The sequence below is a fragment of the Pseudomonas coleopterorum genome (assembly GCF_900105555.1).
Classification (GTDB): Bacteria; Pseudomonadota; Gammaproteobacteria; order Pseudomonadales; family Pseudomonadaceae; genus Aquipseudomonas; species Aquipseudomonas coleopterorum.
In genome coordinates this window covers 1,565,248-1,588,606 of sequence record NZ_FNTZ01000001.1, presented here as the reverse complement: position 1 = coordinate 1,588,606, position 23,359 = coordinate 1,565,248, and the positions used below count along the sequence as shown (strand labels likewise).

Genomic DNA, 23,359 nt, shown 5'->3' with positions numbered 1-23,359 from the left:
TCCATAAAGGACAAAGCCCTGAAGCGCCAGGGCAGTGACGACGCCGCACGCACTGCCACTACCCAAGTGAGTCGCGCCTTACAGCGTCCACTTCACGGTGAAGACCGCATTGCGCGGATCGCCGTAATTCAAACTGCCAAAGCCCACACCACTGTAATAGCTGCGGTCGAAGACATTGTTGAAGTTTATGCGGGTATCCACATTTTCGCTGACCTTGTAGCCCACCATCAGGTCGACCAGGGCATAGCTGTCCTGCTCGAAGTTCGAATAGCCCTCGGGATGGGTTTCGGTCTGCGCCGTCAACGTACCGCCCACTCGCCACTTCTCGAACTGCGGCAGGCGATAGGTGGTGTTGAGCTTGAGCAGGTGCCGAGGCATTTCCGGCGAGAAGCGGTTGCCTTGGTTGACGTCGTCCTTCTTGTAGATCACGTGGGTGTAGGTGTAACCGGCACTGGCATTCCAGTTGTCGGTGATCGCACCACTGACGTCCAGGTCGATACCCTTGCTTTGCACTTCACCCGAGGCACGTGAACAGTAGATGGACGTCGGCGCGCTGGGGCAAGGGCTGGGGCCGCTCAGATCGTTGGTCGCACGGTTTTCCTGATTGACCAGGAACAGCGCCGCACCGGCATTGAGTCGGCCGTCCAGGTACGCGCCCTTCACACCGATCTCGTAGTTCTTGCCAACGATGGGCGCGATGACCGATCCGCCTGCATCCAGTGCACTTTGCGGTTTGAAGATGTCGGTGAAACTGGTGTACACCGAGTAGGTATCGTCGATGTCGTAGACCAGCCCCGCATAGCGGGTCACATGACGGGTGACCTTGTAGTCGCTCTTGGCTCCGCCGGTGCTTTCGATGTCGGCGTCGTACCAGTCCAGACGCCCACCCAGGATCAGCTTGAGATCGTCCGCCAGGTTCCACCGAGTGGTCACGTAAGTGCCCACTTGAGAGTTGTCGGTCTTGAGCGTCCAGCCCTGTAGATCATAACTGGGCTTCTGCTCGGTGACATCGCCATAGCCGCCGTGACCGTCGAACAACTCTTCACGGTAACCGGTGCCCACCACCAGTTCATGCTCGCGCCCGAACAGCTGGAAAGGTCCTGAGGCGTAGAGGTCATAGGAGCTGTGGTCGTCGGTATAGATATAATTGCCGCCACCGAACGAGAGTTCGTCACCGCTGTAATAGCTGTAGGCGCCGAGCATGTGGATGCGCGCCCACATCTTGTTCATCGCCAGGTTGATCTTCCAGCCGTTATCGAAGGCGTGCTGCAGGTTGGCGAACGCCTGGGTGTTGTCGGTATCCCAATAGGCCCACTTGGGGCCGACGTAGGTCGAGCGCGACAGGTGCAGATCGGTGCCCGCGGCGCTGAGCGGAAGGCCCGTCCAGTTGTTGGCCTTGTTGTCATCCTGATGAGAGGCGCCCAGTGTCAGCGTGGTCGCATCGGTCACGTCAGCTTCGAGCACTCCGTAGAAAACACCGCGTTCGCGCTCGACGTAATCCTGGAAGCTGTTGCCATCCTGGTAGGCGCTGACCAGACGTCCTCGCACACTGCCCTGCTGGTTCAGGGGCCCGGACACATCGACTTCGGTCCGGTAGCGGTCCCAGGTCCCGGCACTCGCGGTAACGCTGGCCTGCAGATCTGCGGTGGGCTTCTTGCGCACCATGTTGATGGCCGCCGCCGGGTTGCCCGCGCCTTGCATCAAGCCGGTCGCGCCACGGACCACTTCCACGCGATCGAACATCGCCGAATCGGCGCCGGTCACCACGTCCTGGGTGTAGGTGGACACATCGGTCGGCAGACCGTCATACATCAGATTGTCGACGCTGAAACCCCGCGCCACGTAGCTGACTCGTTCCGGACCATAGGACTGCACGATCACACCTGTGGTGTTCTTCACCACGTCGTTGAGGTCGGTCATGTTCTGATCGTCCATGCGTTGACGCGTGACGACCGTGACCGACTGCGGTGTTTCGCGAATCGACAGCGGCAGCTTGGTCGCAGTGTTCATGCTGCCGGTGGTGTAGGAACCGGTACCCTCGGTCGTCGCGATCCCTTCCAGGGCATTGCCCTGCGCCGAGACTGCGGTTGCGCCGAGCTCCACGGCACCGGCCGAAGCGGCCGTGGGAGCAGTCACGCTGACCACGTTGCCCTGCACACTGCCCACCAACCCACTGCCCGCCAGCAAGCGCTGCAGCGCCACGCCTGGCTCCATCTGGCCCGTCACCTGCGGCGCGGTCTTGCCCGTCACGGCAGCAGGCTCGTAGACCACCTGCAGGCCACTGGCTCGGCCAAGGGTTTGCAGTGAGTCGCCCAGCGGCTGCGCAGGTAGATTGATGGCAACCGGCGCCGCCTGTGCCAGGCCGGCGATGAACAGCGAAACGCATAGCGCAAGTGAGCGCTGAGGGAAGTGAGTCATGGATATCGATGCCCTAGGAATGGATCGCAAGGCGGCCCGCCCATCCTGGGCAGCGACTCGCCGCGGCATGGCACGGCGGCGAACTTGCGGACATGACCGCTCGGCTGCGGTCGCGGCACACGGTAATTAAATGTGAAATTTTTGTAAATGATTATTTATGTCGTTTGGGAACCGAATGCAGCCGTGAATGTCTGCACGACTTGAACAAAGCAGGCGCATTGCACGCCTGCCCGATCGATCACCGTCTCAGAGCGACCATTTCAATGAGAGCATGACGTTGCGCGGGTCGCCATAAGTGCCACTGCCCGTGGCCGTGGGGATGCCTTGCCAATACCTTTCATCCAGCACGTTGTTGAAGTTCACCCGAGCGTCCCAGTGTTCGTCGAAGCGGTAACCGGCCATCAGACCCAAGACCGCATAGGCGTCCTGTTCGGCATGCCCGGTGCCCACACGGCCATAGGTAGCGCTTTGCGCGAGCACATCGGCGCCGATACGGAGCTTGTCCAGTGCGCCTTCGAACTCATAGGTCGTCGCAGCCTTGAACAGATGCTTGGGCTGGTTCGGGGCAAACAGATTGCCTTTCTCATACGTGCGGTCTTTCACGTACTGGCTGAGTACGAGGGTGTAGGCCGCCGAAAATTGCCAGTTGGGCAAGAAGGCGCCACTGATCTCCGTGTCAAGCCCGCGACTGCGTACCTCTCCGGCCGCCTCGTAACAGGTGCGGTTGGTCGCCCGACAGCTGGCCGGCTGATCGGCAATCACGTAGGCACGGTTCTGCTGAGTCATGTCGAACGCGGCCACCGACGCATTCAGGCCGCCGTCGAAGTACTCACCCTTGATACCGATTTCGTAGCTTTCACCGGTCATCGGGTCCAACACCGAGCCACCGACATCCTGTTGCGTCTGCGGCTTGAAGATCTCGGTGTAGCTGGCGTAGACCGAGTAGGTGTCGTTCAGGTCATAGATCACACCGGCGTAGGGGGTGACTTCCTGAGTGACCTTGTAGTCGCCAATCGCCGAGCGGTTATCGTAGTCGTACCAACTGACCCGGCTACCGACGATGATATGCAGCGGGTCCAGAGGGTTGAAGCGCGCCGCGGCGTAGACGCCCTTTTCCGTCGCCGTGTTCTTGCTTTCATAGAGGCGATAGTCGCTGCGAGTGCGCGACGGCTTGGCAATGACGCCGGGATCGAAATTGTAGATGTCGATGGGCGTGGAGTTGTTCCAGTAGCCACCGGTCTGGTCGAACTTCTCCTGACGGCGGCTCGCACCGACGGTCAATTGATGCTCCCGGCCGAAGAGTTGGAAGGGGCCAGCCAGGGAAGCATCCACATTGGTCTGCACGTCGGTGGTGTCGTAGGCACCCGTAGCCTGCCCGTAGACGCCATTGCGCGGTGCCGTCAGATAGCTGGAAAAGGTGTTGGACTCCGCCCAGATCTTCGCAGCGGCAGCCTTGGCCGTCCAACCGTTGTCGAAGCGATGGGTGACGTCGGTGAATACGCTGACGTTGTCCCGATCCCAATACGCCCAGTCGTTGCTCAGGAACGTGGAGCGAGACAGGTGCAGGTCTTCGCCATTCGGACCGGACGGCAGACTGCCCCAGTCCGAAGTCGCATCGTCACGCTGCTTGGAAGCGCCCAGGGTCCAGGTCGTGGCATCGCTCAGATCGGCCTCGAAGACCCCATAGAACGTCTGACGCTGCTTCTCGCGCTCATCGATGTAGCTGTTGCCGTCTTCGTAGGCGGCCACAACGCGGCCACGCAGGGTGCCGGATGCGTTGAGCCGGTTCGACGCATCCACCTGAGTTCGGTAGCGATCCCATGTACCAGCACTGGTGGTGATGCTGACCTGAGGCGTAGCAGTGGGACGCTTGCGCACCAGGTTCAGGGTCGCCGACGGGCTACCAGCCCCGGTCATCAGGCCGGTGGCGCCGCGCACCACTTCGACCCGGTCATACAGGGCCAGGTCTGCCCCCGCGATGGTATCCAGAGTGAACTGGCCAATGCTCGTTGGCAGACCGTCGTACATGATGTTGTCGATGGAGAAACCGCGCGCCTGGAACGCCTGACGATCGCCGCCGAACTTGCGCAACGTGATACCCGGCGCGTACTTGACCACATCATTGAGGTCATTCATGCCCTGGTCATCCATGCGTTGGCGCGTGATGACGCTGACAGACTGGGGTGTTTCACGGATCGACAGCGGCAGCTTGGTCGCGGTGCTCATGCTGCCCGTGGTGTAGGAACCGGAGTGCTCAGTGGTGCTCGTGCCGGCAATGGAACTGCTGGTGGCAGACACGGCTGTCGCGCCCAGCTCGATCGCTGCGCCATTGGACACTGTGTCTGTCGACGCCCCGCCCACAGGTTGTGCCGATGAACCTTCAGGCACCGGAGCAGCGTGGGCCAGGCCGGCGATTGACAGGGAAATGCAGAGCGCAATGGGGCGCAACGGAAATTGATTCATGGCATGACCTCAGGAATCCACACAAGGCGGTCCGCCCCCCCCCGGGCGAAGACTCAAATGCGGGCTGTAGGAAACCTCGCAAACTTGTGTGCGAAACCGCGTTGAATGCGGAAGCGCGGCAAGGCTATGCAAATGTAAAAAATATGTAAACGATAATTAATCACGCCTGACAGGGATTCGCGCTTGACATACGCAAGCGCTCGAAGCGCGCGACTCGCGCTTGCAGTGGACGCAGGTGTAGGAATCGGCAGAGTGATCGCAGACACATAGCCTGAAAGGCACAGCGGGGGCGGGTTCTGGTGGGAGGGGAGAAAATCAAAAGGACTTGCGACAGCAAACGCCCCGCCCTGGCACGCACCAAGGTCGGGGAATTATGTCTGGATGTTTCTAACTTCTGAGGTGTAGCGCTCAGCCGCGCGCAGGAAGTTTCCAGTTCGGCCGTATGAAATGACAGGTGTAGCCGTTGGGAATACGCTCCAGGTAGTCCTGATGCTCGGGCTCGGCTTCCCAGAAATCACCCGCCGGGGCCAGCTCGGTCACGACCTTGCCGGGCCACAGATCCGAGGCGTCGACATCGGCGATAGTCTCCAGCGCCACACGCTTCTGTTCTTCACTGTTGTAGAAGATTGCCGAACGGTAGCTCAGGCCCACGTCGTTGCCTTGGCGGTTGGCAGTGGACGGGTCATGGATCTGGAAGAAAAACTCGAGGATCTGGCGGTAGCTGATCACGCTGGGATCGAAAACGATCTCGATGGCTTCAGCGTGAGTGCCATGGTTGCGGTAGGTGGCGTTGGGCACATCGCCCCCGCTGTACCCGACCCGCGTTTTCAGGACGCCTGGATAACGACGAATCAGGTCCTGCATGCCCCAGAAGCAGCCACCCGCCAGCAGAGCGGTTTCGGTCTGGACTGTCATATCGATTACCTTCGCTGAATGAACGTCGCCCATTCTAATACAACCGCCGCGAAGGCGCCGTACAGGCCGTCAGAGGTTGGTGAATCGAGCGACCGCCTCCACCACCTTTTTTGCCCCATCCTGGATTTCGACGATCACGTCACCGGCCTGCCCGGCCAGCTGAACGCCCTGCTCGGCCTGCAGCCTGCTGTTGGCCATGTCGCGTACCGTGCCATCGACCAGCGCCTGGTTCTGCTGAACCACCGCCGCGATCTCGTCGGTCGCGGTGCTGGTGCGCCCCGCCAACTGCCGGACTTCATCGGCCACCACCGCGAACCCACGCCCCTGCTCGCCGGCACGGGCCGCTTCGATGGCAGCGTTCAAGGCCAGCAGGTTGGTCTGCTGCGCGATGCTGCTGATGGTCTGGATGATCGAACTGATCAGCAGCGACTGCTTGCCCAGCGCCTCCACACCGCTTGCCGCCGACTGCATGTCGTCGGCGATCTTGCGCATGGTCTGCACCGTATCGGTCACCACCACCGCGCCCCGCTGTGCGCTGGTGTCGGTACTGCGCGAGATATCGTAGGCGGTCTGCGCCGCCTGGTTGACTTCCGCTTCGCGCTCGACCTGATCGGTGACCACGGTGGCAAACTTGACCACCTTGTAGAGCTTGCCCTCGGTATCGTAGACCGGGTTGTAGGTCGCTTCCAGCCAGATGTTGCGACCCATGCTGTCCAAGCGCTTGAAGCGTCCGGCCACGAACTCGCCACGGTTGAGGCTGGCCCAGAATTCGCAGTAGCTCGGGGAGTTGGCATCCTCGCTGTGACAGAACATGCGATGGTGTTTGCCTTGCACCTGCGCCAGGTTATAGCCCATGCCGCGCATGAACTGATCGTTGGCCGACAGCACGTTGCCTTTCAGATCGAATTCGATGACCGCCGTGGACCGCAGCAAGGCGTCGATGAACGAGGCGTTTTCCGCGGCCTTCTCCATGCTCTGGGTGACATCGGTTGCAAAGCACTTGATGTGCATGAGCACACCCGCCGCGTTTCTGATGGGTTTCCAGTGGGCATTGACCCAGACCAGGCTGCCATCGGCCTTGAGGTAACGATAGTTGTCGGACACCGACGTACCCGCTGCCACCGCCGAGCGGAAGTTGTTGTAGCAAGGCAGCTTGGTCACGTAACTGGGGACCAGCTCGGTCATCAACCGGCCCACCAGCTGCGCCTCGGTATAGCCCAGGGTGGTGGCGAACAGTTCGTTGCAGGCGATGATGCGCAGCGACGTATCGATGTCGAGGCTGAGCATTTCATTCGTCATGCCGGCGACCAGTTGGCGCAGCTCCACCAGTTCGTCGGCCTGGGCGCTGAGTTGCTGTTTGAGTTTATTGTTGAACATAGGGCACCGGCATCAGGGTCATGTGCACGTTATCGGCGGTATCTCGCCAGGGTTTAGGCGTTCACGGCAAATGTTGTTGCTCCAAGGCGAGCTGATCCCGAGCTAGAGCGGGCCGTCGGGACAATCCACAGAAGCTGTGGATAAGTCAGTGGACAACACCCCCCCGCCCCTCGCAAACCCGTATGGAATGGGGCCTGAAGTCAAACTGTCGATTTTTTCACCAACTCGAAAAGACGTTTTTTTTCATTGACTTAAGCGACTGATAACGAGTAGCCATGATCCAGGAGCGCTTGGCAGGCCCTACAGACACATCTTCGTACACAGGCGGCCCTCAACGCTTCGTTTGCATCTGTATCGGCGTCATAGTGCATTTTTTTGCAAAAGAGCTTGCGTACTCTGCGCCGGCTGCGATAGTCTTCGACCCGTTAGTACCAAGCTGAAAGTCAATTCAGGTCGACCACCCTGTTCACACGGGATCGACCAACATGATGGTCTCCAGGTAACGCCCCCCGACTTGCGAACAAGTCCGGCATCAAGCGACTTACTCTGCCCCGACCAACCTACGATTGATCAGGATCTGCTTCCAGGGCCATGAACCTCAGCCCGGAATGTTGCCTGCCCTCCTAAGTACCTACCAGTCAGTCCAACAGCCATATCAAAGCGGCGCTGTTCACTGACTGTCTTGTTCCAGACAGGTTCTTCGCCCGGCCAAAAGGCCCGCGTCACTGGAACGTTTTTATCGATCACGGCTCCAAGTCGTGACCATTGCAGGAACACACAACAACATGACTCATATCCAGACCCAGGATGCTATCCGCACCCTCACCCACGCCTTTGCTCCGATGAACTGCCTGATCATGGCAGCGCGCAAAGGCTGCTTCAGCTTCACCATCGTCAACGAGCACGGCATTGCCCGTCACAGCGAGCGTCTGTACCCGGAACAGTATTCCAGTGCAGAACCGCTGCAGGCCGTGATCGAACGTACGCGTCAGGCACTGGTTGCCTGATCGCTGCGGCGACGCACGAAAAGCCCCGACATCCGGGGCTTTTTCTTGCCCGGGATTTGACCTTAGGCGCATGGCATTGCGGCCATTTGTGACGACCAACTGTAAACGCAAGTTACCGCACACCCGTCTTGCATTGAACCCTCTGTGAAACCGAATGTCAGGTCCGGCGTAATTCTGACGTCAGTTCTTTTTTCCCGAGTACAACCCCAAGTGACCGGTCTAGACGGCTCGACCTGACCTGCCAGAAGCCCTTTCGTGCCCGCAGCACGGGCACCACAGGCAAAGGCAGCATGCCGAACGAATTGGAACGCGCGCGAAATCTGGTCGGATTGTCCTACAAAACCGCTCTAGCCGGAGTGTTTCAGGCTATAGCGTTGCGATCAAAATGTTGGTAGCTTGCGCCTCAGTGCCCCCCTAGAGTTAAAACAATGAAAAGACTAATGCTCAAGACCACTCTCGGCCTCGCTGTCACTCTGGCATCCGGCCAACTCTTCGCTGCCGGCTTCGCCCTCAACGAACAAAGCATCAGCGGCATGGGCACCGGCTTCGCCGGGCGCTCGTCATCCGCCGAAGACGCCAGCACCGTCTATGGCAACCCGGCCGGCATGTCGCGTATCAAGCGTGAACAGGTCAGCGTCGGCGCCGCAGCCATCGTCGCCAAGACCGACCTCAGCGGACGCGGGACCTTCGGCGGCAGCAACGACGGCGACATGGTGCCGTTCGTTGGCGTTCCGATGGGCTACTACGTCAAACCGCTGGATGACAACTGGACCGTCGGTCTGGGCCTCTACGCCCCGTTCGGCCTGGTCACCGACTATGAAAGCGGCTTCGCTGGCCGCTACTGGGCTGACAAGAGCCATGTGGCCGTCGTCACCCTGCAGCCCACCATCAGCTATGCCTTCAACGACCGCGTCTCGATCGGCTTCGGCCCGACCATCAACCGCCTCGAAGGCGAGCTGACGTCGGCCACGCTGAACCGCGCCACACCCGGCCGTAACGACGGCGAAGTCAAGATCAAGGGCGACGACACCGCCGTGGGCTTCAACGTCGGCGTGCTCGTGCAGGCCACTGACGACACCCGCCTGGGCCTGACCTACCACTCCAAGGTCAAGTACAAGCTCGATGGCCATACCAAGGTCGAAGGTTCGGGTTTCGGGCCGTTCAACGGCAGCAAATACGACGCCTCGCTGGACATCGACACGCCTGAGTCGGTGGACTTCTCGGTCACCCACGAGCTCAACCAGGACTGGACCCTGTACGCAGGCAGCACCTGGACCCGCTGGAGTCGCCTGAAGGAAATTTCGGTCGAGAACGACGGCGTGCCTGCACTGCTGCGTCCCTCGATCGGCACCATCACCGAAGAGCAGAACTGGCATGACACCTGGTCCCATGCCGTGGGCGCCGCCTACAAGCTGAACAAGCAGTGGACGCTGCGCACAGGCTTCTCGGTCGACCAATCCCCGACCAACAACACCAACCGCTCGCCACGCATCCCGACGGGTGACCGCGCCATTCTCAGCTTTGGTGCTGGCTGGAGCCCGACCGACGATCTGACCTTCGACTTCGCCTATTCCTATCTGAAGGAAGAAGACACGAAGATCAATCTGGTCAGCGCCACCAAGGGTGCCTACCAGGCCAAGTACGAGAACAGCGCACATGGCTTCGGCACTTCCGTGACCTATCGTTTCTGATCGATCGGTTCACCGCAAAAGCCCCGACACGTTCGGGGCTTTTTCATGTTCAGGCTCAGCACAGGCTCATGTTCAGCTGCAGCAAGGCCAGACCGCCCTGCTGCCAGCCCCACCACGCCAATCCCAGCAGCCCCAGCAGGACGGCCGCCACAGCCAGTTGCAAACTTCGCAACCTGTTCATGCCGTCGCACCCTGCGCTTGCAGCCGTGCAACAGGCCGCTCGCGCACCGGCCAATTGAGCGCTCCTGCAAGCAGGCTCAGGGCAATCGACAGTTGCCAGACCAAGTCATAGCTGCCGGTCTGGTCGTACACCAGACCGCCCAGCCAGCCGCCGAGAAACGCCCCCAACTGGTGAAAGAGAAACACGATCCCACCGAGCATCGACAGGTTGCGCACGCCGAACAGGGTCGCCACCGTGCCATTGGTCAAGGGAACCGTGGACAGCCAGAGCAAGCCCATCGCCATGCCGAACAGACAGGCGCTGAAGGTGGTCACCGGGAACCACAGAAACAGCACGATCACCACGGCACGCAGCAGGTACAACGCGGTGAGCAAGCGCGGCTTGGACATACGACCGCCCAGCCAGCCGGCAGTGTAGGTGCCGACAATGTTGAACAGGCCGATGAGCGCGAGCACGGTGGTGCCCACGCTCGCTGGAAGGTGCTGATCGACCAGATAGGAAGGCAGGTGCACGCCGATGAACACCACCTGGAAACCACAGACGAAAAAGCCCAGCGCCAACAGCCAGAAGCCCGAGTGACTGCAGGCTTCGCGCAGCGCCTGACCCAGGGTCTGTTCAGGACCTTGGCTCGGCAGTGGTCGGTCCTTGAGCAGGCGCACCAGCGGCACGATGAACGCTACCAGCACGCCCATCACCAGCAAGGCTGCGGACCAGCCCAGCCAACTGATGAGGCCGAGGGTGCCTGGCAGCATCGCGAACTGACCAAACGAGCCGGCCGCGCTGGCGATGCCCATGCCCATGCTGCGGTGCTCGGCTGGCAGGGCTCGCCCGACCACCCCCAGAATCACCGAGAAGGACGTGCCGGAAAGCCCCAGACCGATCAGCAGACCTGCGCTAAGGGTCAGGCTCAGCTCGGAATCGGCCAGGCCCATGCAGCCCAGGCCGACCGCATAGAGCACACCACCCAGCGCCACCACTCGCCCGGCGCCGAAGCGGTCAGCCAAGGCGCCGGCGAAGGGCTGGGCCAGCCCCCAGATCAGGTTCTGCAGGGCAATGGCCAGGGCGAACACGCCTCGCCCCCAGCCGAACTCTGCGCTCATGGGCGCCAGGAACAAGCCGAAGCCGTGACGGATGCCCAGGGACAGGGCGAGGATCAACGCTGCGCCGAGCAGCACTCAGCCGCTGGTACGCCATACCGATGTCATTATTGTGTGCTCCGGGCAGGAAGGGATAGGCTGCCCGATTGTATGCCTGTTCAGCGCCGACAGGCAGCATCCCGTTCACGGCCATGAAGGGTGATGTCTATAGCGCGGCGACGAGCAGCACCAGCAGTTCAAGCAATTCGAGCATGGCACCGGCGGTATCACCTGTGGTGCCACCCAGGCGCCGGATCATCTGGCGCCGCAATGCCCAAAAGCCCACCAGCACCCACAGGCTGATCCAGACCCCACAGAACCCCAGACTGGCGATCGCGACAGCGCCCAATACCCAACGCCCGGCACGGCGTGGCAAGTGGTCGGCCAACGCCTGGCCCAGCCCACCGGCACGCACGTACGGCGTGCTCATGAACAGGCCGAGCATGGCGGCTCGCGCCAGCACCGGAGCCAGGATCAGCGCGGCCTGCTGGCCGTGTTCGAGCAAGGCCAGCAGCGCGCAGAACTTGAGCAGCAGCACCAGCACCAGGGTGACCACGGCCATGGGTCCGCTGCGCGGGTCCTTCATGATCAGCAAGGTGCGTTCGCGGTCGCCGAATCCACCCAGCCAGGCATCCGCGCTGTCCGCAAGCCCGTCCAGGTGCAGGCCGCCGCTGAGCATCACCCACAGCGTCAGCAACACTGCCGCATGCAGAAGCATCGGCGTCCCAGCGAGCAGAGCGTTGGCGCCCCACAGAAGCGCGCCGAACAGCAGCCCTACGGCCGGATAGAACAACAGCGAACGGCCCGATGCCTGTGCACTGGGCATGCCAGGCAAGCGCACTGGCAGACTGCTGAGAAACTGCAGGGCGATCCAGAAGGGCAGCATGCTCAGGACCGCTAGCTCAAGCGGCCGTCGGCCGCCATCGTCACGCTGAACAAGGCACCGTGGCCGACCTCGACCTGGAGCAGCTGTTCACGTGGCAGGCCGCGCGCTTCAGCCAGCAGCAGGCGCATGACCCCACCGTGCACCACCAGCAGCAACCGCTCGCCCGGATACTGCAGGTGCAGCCTGCTCAACGCGGCATGGATGCGCGCGGAGAAATCCAGCATGGGCTCGCCGTCGGGCGGCGTGAACCCATAGGGATCGTTCCAGAACAGGCCCAGGCCAGCTTCATCGGTCTGCATCAACTGCGCGGCGCTCAACCCTTCCCAGGCACCGAAGTGCAGCTCTTGCAAACCAGCCTCGATGCTCAGCGGCAGCCCGCGTTGTTCGGCCAGCACTTGGGCAAAGCGTGCACAGCGCTGCAATGGCGAACTGACGATCCGGTCCCAGCCGGAGCGCTCGGCGACTGCCGCATGCAACTGCGCCCAGCCGCGTTCGGTCAGGGCATCATCGAGGCTGCCGCGAAAGCCGCCGATCTCGGTTTCGCCATGGCGCAGCAGGTCCAGGTGCAGGGTCATGCCGGGCGGTCCGCCACGGCGGCTTCGGCGAAGGTCGCCATCTGCCCGTGCAGGTCGCACGCCAGGCGCAACAGCGGCACCGCCAGTGCCGCACCGCTGCCCTCGCCCAGACGCAAGCCAAGCTGCAACAACGGTTGCCCGTCGAGCGCCGCGAGTACGTGACGATGGCCCGGCTCGGCGCCGTTGTGCGCGAACAGCAGCCAAGGCCGAATGGACGGATTCAACTGCACCGCCACCAGCGCAGCGACGCTGCAGATGAAGCCGTCGACCAGGACCGCAATGCCCTCCTGGGCACAGGCCAGGTAAGCGCCGACCAGCGCGGCGACTTCGAAGCCGCCGAAGCAGAACAAGCGTTGCAGGGGCTCGTCGGGCAGGTCGGCGTGAACCTCCAGGGCCCGCTCGATGACCTGCACCTTGTGCGCCACACCGGCAGCGTCCAGGCCCGTGCCCGGCCCTGCCAGGTCGGCCACCGCGCACGCCAGGGACGCGCAGGCCAGGGCGGTGGCGGACGTCGTGTTGCCGATGCCCATTTCACCGCCGATGAACAGTTCGCTGCCGCCGGCCTTGGCTCGCAACACGCTGTCGCGACCGGCCTGAAGTGCCTGCAGGCCTTGCTCGAAGCTTATCGCTGAAGCTTCGATGAAATTGCGCGTACCGGCGGCGATGCGCACATGCTGCACGCCGGGCAGGTCGTTGAGTGGCGTGGCGGTCCCCAGATCCACGACCTCCAGGCGCGCTGCCAGGCGACGAGCCAACACGCTGATGGCCGCCCCGCCGTTGACGAAGTTGTGCACCATCTGCGCGGTGACTTCCTGCGGATAGGGTGAGACACCCTCGGCGACGATGCCATGATCGGCAGCGAACACCGTGATCCAAACCTGTTCGACCGAAGGTTTGAGTCGACCTTGCAGCGCCGCCAGTTGCACGGCGGCCTGCTCGAGCGCGCCCAGCGAGCCGGCCGGCTTGGTCAACTGCTGCTGACGCTCGAGCGCCTGACGATGAACGTCCGCATCGGGTGCACGGGCAGTTTGCAGCCACCAGGCTGAGTTCATAACGCAGGTCCTTTGAGTATCATGGGAAGGCCGGCCACGGTGAACACCACCCGCTCGCAACGTTCGGCCAACGCCTGGTGCAGCAGGCCGGCCTCGTCGACGAAGCGCCGGGTCAGCTCGCCCAAGGGCACCACGCCCAGGCCGGTTTCGTTGCTCACGAAGAGGATCTCACCCGGCAGGCTGGATAAGGTGTCAAGCAGCGCTTCGCGCTCTGCGCGCAGACGCTGTGCATCGTCGAGCATGAGCAGGTTGGTCAACCACAGGGTCAGGCAATCGACCAGCAGACAGCGATCCGCCCGCGCCTGGGTGCGCAGCACCTGCGCCAGGGCCAAGGGCTCTTCCACCAGCCCCCAGTGATCGGGACGACGTGCACGGTGCAAAGCCACACGTTGGTCGAGCTCGCCGTCCAGCGGTTGGCTGGTCGCAATGTAGATCACCTCGAGCTGGCTGTCGGCAGCCAGGCGTTCAGCCAGGCGGCTCTTGCCCGAGCGGGCGCCACCCAGAATCAGTTGCAGCATGTCAGTCACTCCCGCCGGGCAGGCTACACAGTTCACGCAGGCGAGCGGTGTCCAGATGCCGCTCGACCAGATCGGCCAGGCGCTCGATGTCCGCTTCGCGCAGCGCGTGGTAGTCCACCGATTGCACGTCGGCGAGCCCCGCCCAGCGCAGCAGTGCCACGGACGACTGGGGCGCTTCGAACAGTCCATGCAGGTACGTGCCCAGGATCTGCCCGTCCGCGCTGATCGCGCCGTCGCGCCGACCATCACTCAGTTGCACGGCCGGACGCTCGAGCGCCGCGCCGACGGTGACGCCGGCGTGAATCTCGTAGCCGCTGACGGCAGCCTGTTCGAGGCTCAGTAGGCCAGTGACGTTGCGCAGCTGTTTTTCGGCATGCAATTGGGTAGTGAACTCCAGCAGGCCCAGGCCTGCACTGGAACCGGCGGCGCCTTCGAGCCCCAAGGGGTCATCGATGCGCGTGCCGAGCATCTGCAGTCCGCCGCAGATCCCCAGCACCTTGCCGCCGTAACGCAGATGGCGGGTGATCGCTTCTTCCCAACCCTGGGCCCTCAGGTGGGCCAGATCGGCGCGCACGCTCTTGGAGCCGGGCAGGATGATCAGGTCAGCAGGGGGGATATCGTCACCTGCGCCGATGAACTGCAGATCGACCTGCGGATGCAGGCGCAGCGGATCGAAATCGGTGTGGTTGCTGATGCGTGGCAGCACCGGCACGATCACCTTGAGCACGGTGTCGGCCTTGCCCGACTGACGCCGATCCAGGCCGTCTTCGGCTTCCAGGTGCAGGTCCATGACGTAGGGCAGCACACCGATCACTGGCTTGCCGGTGCGGGCTTCCAGCCAATCCAGGCCAGGTTGGAGCAAGGCGATGTCGCCGCGAAAGCGATTGATGATGAAGCCCTGCACTCGGGCCTGCTCACTGGGCGACAGCAATTCCAGGGTGCCGACCAGATGGGCGAAGACGCCGCCACGGTTGATGTCGGCGATCAGCAGCACCGGGCAGTCGACCGCTTCGGCAAAGCCCATGTTGGCGATGTCGCCGGCGCGCAGGTTGATCTCGGCCGGCGACCCGGCGCCTTCGACCATCACCACATCGTACGTGTCGCTCAAACGCTGGTGCGACGCCAGTACCGCCTGCATGGCGATGGCCTTGTAGTCGTGATAGGCGACCGCGTTCATGGTGGTCACGGCACGGCCGTGAATGATCACCTGGGCACCGGTGTCGCTGTTGGGCTTGAGCAACACCGGGTTCATATCGGTGTGCGGCTCAAGGTACGCGGCCTGGGCCTGCACGGCCTGGGCGCGACCGATCTCGCCGCCGTCGGCGGTCACCGCGCTGTTGAGGGCCATGTTCTGCGGCTTGAACGGCACCACGGCGACACCCTGGCGGGTCAGCCAGCGGCACAGCGCGGTGACCAGGGTGCTTTTGCCGGCATCGGACGTCGTGCCCTGGACCATCAATGTGCTCATGCCAGGTGCTCCCGATAGTCGCTCAGGGCAGCATCGAGTCGCGTCCAGTCACCCTCGTCGGCGGGCAGGCCGAAGCGCAGGCGGCAGTCCTGTTTGAACAGCCGCACCAGAATGCCACGCTGGGCCAGAAACCCCTGCAGGTGCTCGGCCTGCGCGCACGATACCGACTGGAACAGCGCGCAGCCGCCCTGAGGCGCCAGGCCGTGATGTTGCAGGCACCGCAGCAGGCGCTCACTGGCCTGCGCGCAGCGGGCAATCTGGGCACGCTGTGCCGCCTTGTCGAGCAGGCACGCCTGGCCCAATCGTCGTGTCGGACCGCTGACGGCCCAGGGCCCGATCAGGTCGGCCAGCGACCTCAGCAGGCGCGGCTCGCCCAGAACGAAGCCCAGGCGCACGCCTGCCAGGCCGAAGAACTTGCCGAACGAGCGCAGCACGATCAGTCCGGGCTGCACACCGTGCCGGGCCAGACTGCCCTGCGGCGTGTTGTCCATGAAGGCCTCGTCGACCACCAGCCAGCCGCCGCGACAGTTCAACCGGGCGTTCCAGGCCAGCAGCCGCTCGGTGGACAGCAACCGCCCGGTCGGGTTGTTCGGATTGACCACGACCAGCACGTCGAGGCTGTCGATGAAGTGTTCGACTTCCTCCTCGTTGATTTCCCGCACCACATGCCCAGCCTGGCGCCAGCCTTCGGCGTGTTCGGCGTAACACGGCGACAGCACCCCTACCCGACCGCTGCGACGCAGGCGTGGCAGTGTCTGGATCGCCGCCTGCGAACCCGGCACCGGCAGCACGTGCTGGAAGCCGTAATAGCCGCGTGCAGCGTCTTCCAGGCCGTCGTCGTTTTCCGGCAGCCGGGCCCAGGCGCGGGGCGCGATGTCGGGAATGGGGAACGCCCAGGGGGCGATACCGGTGGACAGGTCGACCCAGTCCGCTTCGGCAATGCCGTAATCGAGCACTGCCTGACGCAAGCGCCCTCCGTGTTCAAGCATCGATCAAGCCTCCCAGGCACAGTACCAGCAGCCATAGCCAGACGCCGTGCCGGACCAGGTTCCAACCGCGCTCGATGGCGTCGGCATCGGCCGGCACGCCTTCGCCCAGCACGGCGCGCTCATGCAGTTCGCCGTGGTAGATCGCCGGGCCACCCAGCTGCACACCGAGCGCGCCGGCGCCTGCCGCCATCACCGGGCCGGCGTTGGGGCTGTCCCATTGCGGCGCCTGATGCCGCCAGCAACGCAGGGCCAGGCGGGTCTTGCCCAGGACTGCGTAGGTGAGCGCGACCAGGCGCGCCGGAATGTAGTTGAGCACGTCGTCGATCCGCGCCGCGGCCCAGCCAAAGCGCTCGAAACGCTCGTTGCGATAGCCCCACATGGCGTCCAGCGTATTGCTCAGCCGGTAGAGAACGACGCCAGGGGCGCCGGCCACGACGAACCAGAAGATGGCCGCGAACACGGCGTCACTGCCGTTTTCCAGCACCGATTCGGTACCGGCGCGGGCCACCGCTTCGGCGTCGAGCGCTTCGGTCTGGCGGCTGACCAGGTAGCCGACTCGGTGACGCGCAGCGTCCAGGTCGTCGCTGCGCAGCGCCTGGGCCACGGGCATCACGTGTTCACCCAGGCTGCGCATGCCCAGCGCCAGGTACAGCGCGAAAATCTCGACCAGCCAGCCCACCAGCGGCAGCCAGGACAGCACCGTGGCCAGCAGGGTCAGGGGCACCACGGCCAGGAACCAGGCGGTGACGCCGTGGCTGCGCCAGCCACGCCCGGCGCGGTTGAAGCGTGTTTCGATGCGATTGGCCAGACGGCCGAAAGCCACCAGCGGATGGTGCTTGCGCGGCTCGCCCAGGAGGGCATCGAGCGCCACCCCGGCGACCGTCATCAACGCGATACTCACAACGATGTTCCCCACTGGTTTTCGTACAGCATCTGTTCGAGTGGCTGGCCTGCCGCCCAGCCCTGCAGTTCCAGCATGGGCGCTTCGTAGAATTGCTCGACCGGCCCCAGGCACAGCACCGCCACCGGCTTGGCCCCGGCGGGCATGCCCAGCACCTCGGCCAGGGCCTGAGGGTCGAACAGCGATACCCAGCCCATGCCCAGGCCTTCGGCGCGTGCGGCCAGCCACAGGTTCTGGATGGCGCAGGAGACCGAGGCCAGGTCCATTTCCGGCAAGGTCCGACGGCCGAACACATGGCGCTCGCGATCGTCCATCAGCGCGGCCACCAGCACCTCGGCGCAGTCATTGATGCCCTCGACCTTGAGCTGCATGAACTGGTCGGAGCGCTCGCCCATGGCCTGCGCGGTGCGCAGCCGCTCCTCTTCGACCAGGGCCTGGATGCGCCCGCGCAGGGCCCGGTCGCTGATGCGGACGAAGCGCCACGGCTGCATCAGGCCGACACTGGGTCCTTGATGGGCAGCTGCCAGTAAGCGGGCGAGCAGCGCGGGAGGCACGCTGCCGCCGATGAAGTGGCGCATGTCGCGGCGTTCGGCAATGACCCGGTAGATGGCGGCGCGCTCGCTGTCGCTGTAGGGCTGATTCATGACGCGTCCCGATGCTCGGTTGCACGCGCGCAATCAGCGGGGGCGAACAGCCCGGCCACCGCCGCCGGATTGGACGGGAAATAGAAATGCACGTAGGAGGCCGTCATCCGCCCCTGGCGGTAAACCGCCTCGGCGCCACGACCGCCATTGGGGCTCACGCCACGCGCGATCGGCTGCAGTTCGGTACTGGTCAGCGAATGGTGGTAGGTGTGCCCGCGCAGGACGCCCTCAGGCAGCTCGACCGCTTGCAACGCCAGGGCGGCCAGGCGTTTCTGCATGACCGCCTCGCCCGGCAGCAACCCCAGCAGCTCGGCGCGGGCGCCGTCGACATCGGTCAGCGCGTCGAGCAGGTAAAGCATGCCGCCGCATTCGGCCAACAGCGGTTTGTCCGCTGCGTGATGGGCACGAATGTCGGCGAGCATCGAAGCATTGGCGGCGAGCACCAGGTGATGCAGCTCCGGGTAGCCACCGGGCAGGTAAAGGCTGTCGCACGCTGGCAGCTGCGCATCGTGCAGCGGCGAGAAGAACACCAGCTCGGCGCCCATGTCGCGTAGTACATCGAGGCTGGCGTCATAGACGAAGGCGAAAGCGGCATCGCGGGCCACGGCGATGCGCACGCCGTCGAGCAGGCGCGCAACTGGGTGTTCGACCGGGACGGCGAACGTGACCGCGGGCGGCAAGGCCACTTGGCATGTCTGCGCAAGGGCTGCGGCCGCGGCATCCAGACGGGTGTCCAGATCGTTGAGCTCGCTGGCCTGCACCAACCCCAGATGGCGGCTGGGCAATTCGATCCCGGTTTCCCGGGACAAGGCCCCGTACCAGCGCAGCCCCTGGGTCAGGCTGCCTTCGAGCAACTGCGCATGGCGCACGGTGCCGACACGGTTGGCCAAAACCCCGGCAAACGGCAGGTCAGGCTGGTAACAGGCCAGACCCAGCGCCAGGGCGCCGAAAGTCTGCGCCATGGCCGTGCCGTCGATCACCGCCAGCACGGGAACACCGAAATGGCGCGCCAGGTCAGCGCTCGAGGGTGTACCGTCGAACAGCCCCATGACGCCCTCGATGAGGATGATGTCGGCTTCCTCGGCCGCTTCCCACAGCAGCCGCCGGCTGTCCTGCTCGCCGACCATCCACATGTCCAATTGATAGACCGGAGCACCGCTGGCCCTGGCCAGGATCATCGGATCGAGAAAATCCGGGCCACACTTGAACACCCGCACGCGGCGGCCCTGATTGCGATGCAGGCGCGCCAGAGCGGCGGTGACGGTGGTCTTGCCCTGCCCGGAGGCCGGCGCGGCGATCAGCACCGCCGGGCACTGGCGCGGTTCGGTCATAGCTCGATGCCCTTCTGGGCACGGATGCCAGCCTGGAAAGCATGCTTGATCATGCCCATTTCGGTCACCGTGTCGGCCAGCTCGATCAGCTCGGGCTTGGCGCCACGGCCGGTGACGATCACATGCTGCATGGGTGGACGCGCCTGCAGATCGCTCAGCACGGTGTCCAGGTCGAGATACCCGTGCTTGAGCGCGATATTGAGTTCGTCGAGCACCACCAGGCCAATGGCTGGATCGCGCAGCAGTTGCCTGGAGACTTCCCAGGCCGCTTCGGCCGCCGCGATGTCACGCTGGCGATCCTGGGTTTCCCAGGTGAAGCCTTCGCCCATCACGTGGTAGCGCACCTGCTCGGGAAAGCGTCGGAAGAACAGCTCCTCGCCGGTGCTGTTGCGCCCCTTGATGAATTGCACCACGCCGCACTGCAGGTCGTGGCCCATGGCCCGCGCGAGCATGCCGAAAGCCGAGCTGCTCTTGCCCTTGCCGTTGCCGCTGAGCACCAGCAGCAAGCCACATTGGTTGGGGGAGTTGGCGATGCGTTCGTCGATCACGGCTTTCTTGCGCAGCATGCGCGCCAGGTGACGGGCGTCGCGCTCGGCTGTTTCGTTCATGGTGGCTCTCCGCTACACCTGCGCGCAGGCGGCATCGACGCGACACCGCGGCCAACTGGCCGGACAGTGAACGTCAATGCCGCTCTCCCCGCGCGACAGAAGATGGATCAGGGCACGCCCCAGGCCCACGCCATCGTGGGATCTGCAACGAGCCGTAAAAAATGCGCCAGGCCGGTCTCCGGGCTCACGAGCGGGGTCTGTACACCCAGGCGACACGCCTTCCCGAATCGCTTCAGTGGCATCGTGTGCAGCCTTGACTCGTCTACCGTTGCGGGGGCAGCGCCGGCATGGCGCGTAAACGCTGCGCACCGGCTTCCCTGTTTCACTCGGGTCGATCGCCTGATCGCCGAGCACCTGGAACAGCCGCGCAGGTTAGAGGGTTGCGCCCGGAGCGTCAATTGATCCACCACCGCTGCTGACGGACAACGCGGTTGAACCTTGCCCAGACCCGACGCCTCTACCCTGTGTGAACAAAACCTCAGAGAGCCCGACCATGCACAAGACCCGCCTCGCTACATTGATCCTGCTGGCAGCCGGCCTCGCCGCCTGTGGTGAAACGTCATCGTTGCAGGTCAGCGACGGGACCGGGCCCTCGCCCAAACTGCCCGAACCCAACAAGACCCTGATCCCCACCGTCAACATCGCACCGGCCATCGGCTGGGCCGAAGGGGGCAAGCCCACGGCGGCGCCCGGTACTCAAGTGGCCGCCTTCGCCGCGGACCTGGACCACCCACGCTGGCTGTACGTGCTGCCCAACGGGGACGTGTTGGTGGCTGAAACCAACTCCCCGGCCAAGCCGGACGACAGCAAAGGCATACGTGGCTTCGTCATGGAGAAGGTGATGAGCCGCGCCGGCGCGGGCGTGCCCAGCGCCAACCGGATTTCCCTGTTGCGCGACAAGGACGGTGACGGTGTGGCCGAAACTCGCACGGTCTTCATCACCAACCTCAACTCGCCCTTCGGCATGACCCTGGTCGGCAACGACTTCTATGTGGCGGACACCGACAAGCTGCTGCGCTTCAAGTACACCGACGGCGCCACCTCGATCAGCGGCGCGGGCGAGAAAGTCGTTGACCTGCCGGGCGGCACGCTCAACCACCACTGGACCAAGAACGTCATCGCCAGCCCCGACGGCAAGAAGCTGTACGTCACCGTCGGCTCGAACAGCAACGTTGGCGAAAACGGCATGGATCAGGAACAAGGTCGTGCAGCGATCTGGGAAGTGGACGCTGCCACCGGCCAGCACCGCATCTTCGCCTCCGGCTTGCGCAACCCCAACGGCATGGCCTGGGAACCGAAGACGGGCAAGCTGTGGACAGCCGTGAACGAACGTGACGAAATCGGCAGCGACCTGGTGCCTGACTACATCACTTCGGTCAAGGACGGTGGCTTCTATGGCTGGCCCTACAGTTACTACGGTCAGCACGTAGACGTGCGCGTCGAGCCGCAGAATCCTGAGCTGGTGGCCAAGGCCATTGCTCCCGATTACGCAGTCGGCCCGCACACCGCTTCGCTGGGCCTGAGTTTCGCCGACGGCAGTGGCTTGCCCGCACCTTTCACCACCGGCGCCCTGATTGGCCAGCATGGCTCCTGGAACCGCAAGCCGCACAGTGGTTACAAGGTGGTGTTCGTACCGTTCGTGGACGGCAAGCCGAGCGGTCAACCGATCGATCTGCTGAGCGGCTTTCTCAATTCAGACGAGAAGGCCATGGGTCGCCCGGTCGCGGTATTGCCCGATCACAAGGGTGGAGTACTGGTTGCAGACGATGTGGGCAACAAGATCTGGCGAGTCACTGCCGCCAAGTGATGTGGATTGAACAGGGCGAGGAGACTCGCCCTGTTGCCGTCACGGGTTGCGGGCCAACTGGCCGGGTTGCAACACCCGCTTGGCGTTGAGGTAGGCTTTCTGCCAATAGGGCTTGTTCAGGTAATCGAGCTTGACCGTACCGCCACTCGACGGTGCGTGCACGAAACGTCCCTCACCCACATAGATCCCCGCGTGGCTGACCTGCGAGCCGCCGCTGGTGGCGAAAAACACCAGGTCACCGGACTGCAGGTGGGACTGGTCGACATCGGGGGAGCGCATGACGATCATTTCCCGAGTCGAGCGCGGCAACGCGATGCCGGCGGCGTCGCGGTAGACGAAGCTGATCAGGCCGCTGCAGTCGAAGCCCGAGTCGGGTGTATTACCCCCCCAGCGGTACGGTGTACCTACCAATCCCAATGCCCGAAACAGCACGTCGTCGGCAGCGCCGACCATGTCGTTGTTCGGGTTCTTGACGATCGGATTGATGACCTTGGGCCTCACCACTTTGGCCGGAGGCGCGCTGGCGCACCCAGCGAGGATGGCGGCCATTGCGATTGAAGCGAAAACGCGTGCCTGGGTAGACATGTACCGAACCATCCTGAGCCAACTGCCGTAATAGACTAGATTCATTACCCGAAAACACAAACGGCGCTGAGGTTTTCACCTCACCGCCGCTTCGTTGCGCTGCGTCTGTTATTTGCTGGAGATCATCGTGGCAGGCGCCATGGCCAAGGCCCGCTTGGCCTCGATGAAGGTCTTGCTCCAGTAGCTGTCGCCCAGGCTGTCGACTCGTACACCACCGCTGCGGCGGCTGCTGGAGTGAATGAACTGGTCATCACCCAGGTAGATGCCGGCATGGCTGACACGACCGCGGCCATTGGTGCTGAAGAACAGCAGATCACCCGGCTTGAGCTTGTTGCGTGCGACCAGGGGCGCCTTGACGTTGATCATCTCGCGGGTCGAACGCGGCAGGTTCATGCCCGCCTCTTCGCGAAACAGATAACCGATGAAACCGCTGCAATCGAAACCCGACGCCTTGTCTGTGCCACCGAAACGGTAGCGGGTGCCGATCAGGGATTTGCCACGCTCCAGAATGCTGTCGGCCAGGATCGGCAGGCTGTAGGCCTTGCTGCCGTCGAACTGGGCCAGTTCGTCTTCGGTGGTGATTTCGTCTTCGAAAACCAGCGAGGCCTTCGAGGGGGATTGATGCGGCTGGACGGCGGTGACCGGGTCCAGGACCTGCTGCTGGGAGACCGGGGCTTGCGCCGCGCAACCGACCAGAAGGGTCAACAGTGCGATGGGCACGAGGGGTGCTAAGCGATTGAGCATGGGCACGACCGTGACAAGGAATAGTTGAGAAGTGGCGACTATACCCGTCTGGCGATTATTTGC

At 63.5% G+C, this 23,359-nt stretch carries 20 protein-coding genes, 2 pseudogenes and 1 riboswitch; of the genes and pseudogenes, 3 read left to right on the top strand and 19 right to left on the bottom strand.

The features are described from left to right. Window positions 1-78 precede the first annotated feature (78 nt). The 5 genes and pseudogenes from BLV18_RS07045 to BLV18_RS22725 all read right to left on the bottom strand — a co-directional run. Window positions 79-2,418: a TonB-dependent siderophore receptor gene (locus BLV18_RS07045; protein WP_090357277.1), complete on the bottom strand. Its 2,340-nt coding sequence runs from the start codon at window positions 2,416-2,418 to the stop codon at window positions 79-81. A 246-nt stretch (window positions 2,419-2,664) separates the two neighbouring features. Next, the gene (locus BLV18_RS07040; RefSeq protein ID WP_090357274.1) at window positions 2,665-4,881 is read right to left on the bottom strand and encodes a TonB-dependent siderophore receptor; all 2,217 of its coding nucleotides are present in this window, start codon (window positions 4,879-4,881) and stop codon (window positions 2,665-2,667) included. A gap of 408 nt (window positions 4,882-5,289) precedes the next feature. Continuing rightward, on the bottom strand, window positions 5,290-5,796 hold the full coding sequence (msrA, locus tag BLV18_RS07035; protein WP_090357272.1) for a peptide-methionine (S)-S-oxide reductase MsrA: 507 nt from the start codon (window positions 5,794-5,796) through the stop codon (window positions 5,290-5,292). Window positions 5,797-5,865: 69 nt separating this feature from the next. Next, window positions 5,866-6,297, bottom strand: a pseudogene (locus BLV18_RS22730) (methyl-accepting chemotaxis protein); the annotation flags it as partial. A gap of 99 nt (window positions 6,298-6,396) precedes the next feature. After that, a pseudogene (locus BLV18_RS22725) lies at window positions 6,397-7,083 on the bottom strand (PAS domain-containing protein); the annotation flags it as partial. A gap of 875 nt (window positions 7,084-7,958) precedes the next feature. On the opposite strand from BLV18_RS22725, the gene BLV18_RS07025 reads away from it, so the two are divergent. Both BLV18_RS07025 and BLV18_RS07020 read left to right on the top strand, forming a co-directional pair. Then, window positions 7,959-8,180, top strand: a complete 222-nt coding sequence (locus BLV18_RS07025) for a hypothetical protein (protein ID WP_049859078.1) — start codon at window positions 7,959-7,961, stop codon at window positions 8,178-8,180. A gap of 428 nt (window positions 8,181-8,608) precedes the next feature. Then, entirely contained in the window at window positions 8,609-9,871 is a 1,263-nt protein-coding gene (locus tag BLV18_RS07020) for an OmpP1/FadL family transporter (protein ID WP_056843121.1), read from the top strand. A gap of 55 nt (window positions 9,872-9,926) precedes the next feature. Here BLV18_RS07020 and BLV18_RS22575 read toward each other — a convergent pair whose 3' ends face one another. The 12 genes from BLV18_RS22575 to cobO all read right to left on the bottom strand — a co-directional run bounded on the left by BLV18_RS22575 (window position 9,927) and on the right by cobO (window position 20,160). After that, on the bottom strand, window positions 9,927-10,052 hold the full coding sequence (locus BLV18_RS22575; RefSeq protein ID WP_274603944.1) for a hypothetical protein: 126 nt from the start codon (window positions 10,050-10,052) through the stop codon (window positions 9,927-9,929). Beyond that, window positions 10,049-11,227: an MFS transporter gene (locus tag BLV18_RS07015; RefSeq protein WP_167375914.1), complete on the bottom strand. Its 1,179-nt coding sequence runs from the start codon at window positions 11,225-11,227 to the stop codon at window positions 10,049-10,051. Before BLV18_RS07015 ends, BLV18_RS22575 begins: the two co-directional genes overlap by 4 nt. A 127-nt stretch (window positions 11,228-11,354) precedes the next feature. Further along, on the bottom strand, window positions 11,355-12,074 hold the full coding sequence (locus tag BLV18_RS07010) for an adenosylcobinamide-GDP ribazoletransferase (RefSeq protein WP_090357266.1): 720 nt from the start codon (window positions 12,072-12,074) through the stop codon (window positions 11,355-11,357). Between the two features lie 11 nt (window positions 12,075-12,085). Then, on the bottom strand, window positions 12,086-12,649 hold the full coding sequence (gene cobC, locus BLV18_RS07005) for an alpha-ribazole phosphatase family protein (protein ID WP_090357265.1): 564 nt from the start codon (window positions 12,647-12,649) through the stop codon (window positions 12,086-12,088). Further along, window positions 12,646-13,701 (bottom strand): nicotinate-nucleotide--dimethylbenzimidazole phosphoribosyltransferase, encoded by a 1,056-nt coding sequence (cobT, locus tag BLV18_RS07000; protein ID WP_090357263.1) that lies wholly within the window; start codon window positions 13,699-13,701, stop codon window positions 12,646-12,648. The genes cobC and cobT overlap by 4 nt, the downstream gene beginning before the upstream one ends. Next, window positions 13,698-14,219, bottom strand: a complete 522-nt coding sequence (gene cobU / locus BLV18_RS06995) for a bifunctional adenosylcobinamide kinase/adenosylcobinamide-phosphate guanylyltransferase (RefSeq protein ID WP_090357261.1) — start codon at window positions 14,217-14,219, stop codon at window positions 13,698-13,700. Before cobU ends, cobT begins: the two co-directional genes overlap by 4 nt. Before the next feature lies 1 nt (window position 14,220). After that, window positions 14,221-15,687 (bottom strand): cobyric acid synthase, encoded by a 1,467-nt coding sequence (locus BLV18_RS06990; protein WP_090357260.1) that lies wholly within the window; start codon window positions 15,685-15,687, stop codon window positions 14,221-14,223. Beyond that, complete coding sequence (gene cobD / locus BLV18_RS06985) at window positions 15,684-16,676, bottom strand: threonine-phosphate decarboxylase CobD (protein ID WP_090357258.1); 993 nt, start codon at window positions 16,674-16,676, stop codon at window positions 15,684-15,686. The genes BLV18_RS06990 and cobD overlap by 4 nt, the downstream gene beginning before the upstream one ends. After that, the gene (cbiB, locus tag BLV18_RS06980) at window positions 16,669-17,562 is read right to left on the bottom strand and encodes an adenosylcobinamide-phosphate synthase CbiB (RefSeq protein WP_167375977.1); all 894 of its coding nucleotides are present in this window, start codon (window positions 17,560-17,562) and stop codon (window positions 16,669-16,671) included. The genes cobD and cbiB overlap by 8 nt, the downstream gene beginning before the upstream one ends. Before the next feature lie 11 nt (window positions 17,563-17,573). Further along, window positions 17,574-18,221, bottom strand: a complete 648-nt coding sequence (gene bluB, locus BLV18_RS06975) for a 5,6-dimethylbenzimidazole synthase (protein ID WP_090357253.1) — start codon at window positions 18,219-18,221, stop codon at window positions 17,574-17,576. Beyond that, on the bottom strand, window positions 18,218-19,552 hold the full coding sequence (locus BLV18_RS06970) for a cobyrinic acid a,c-diamide synthase CobB (protein WP_090357250.1): 1,335 nt from the start codon (window positions 19,550-19,552) through the stop codon (window positions 18,218-18,220). The genes bluB and BLV18_RS06970 overlap by 4 nt, the downstream gene beginning before the upstream one ends. Further along, complete coding sequence (gene cobO / locus BLV18_RS06965; RefSeq protein ID WP_049859066.1) at window positions 19,549-20,160, bottom strand: cob(I)yrinic acid a,c-diamide adenosyltransferase; 612 nt, start codon at window positions 20,158-20,160, stop codon at window positions 19,549-19,551. The genes BLV18_RS06970 and cobO overlap by 4 nt, the downstream gene beginning before the upstream one ends. Window positions 20,161-20,312: 152 nt before the next feature. Continuing rightward, window positions 20,313-20,533, bottom strand: a riboswitch (cobalamin riboswitch). Between the two features lie 120 nt (window positions 20,534-20,653). Here cobO and BLV18_RS06960 point away from each other — a divergent pair. Beyond that, window positions 20,654-21,967 carry a PQQ-dependent sugar dehydrogenase gene (locus BLV18_RS06960; RefSeq protein WP_090357248.1) on the top strand — a complete coding sequence of 438 codons (1,314 nt, stop codon included), beginning with the start codon at window positions 20,654-20,656 and terminating at the stop codon, window positions 21,965-21,967. Window positions 21,968-22,006: 39 nt separating this feature from the next. Here the strand turns inward: BLV18_RS06960 and BLV18_RS06955 are convergent, their stop codons facing one another. Continuing rightward, on the bottom strand, window positions 22,007-22,552 hold the full coding sequence (locus BLV18_RS06955) for a C40 family peptidase (protein WP_049859064.1): 546 nt from the start codon (window positions 22,550-22,552) through the stop codon (window positions 22,007-22,009). 108 nt (window positions 22,553-22,660) lie between these two features. Then, the gene (locus BLV18_RS06950; RefSeq protein ID WP_090357246.1) at window positions 22,661-23,296 is read right to left on the bottom strand and encodes a C40 family peptidase; all 636 of its coding nucleotides are present in this window, start codon (window positions 23,294-23,296) and stop codon (window positions 22,661-22,663) included. Window positions 23,297-23,359 lie beyond the last annotated feature (63 nt).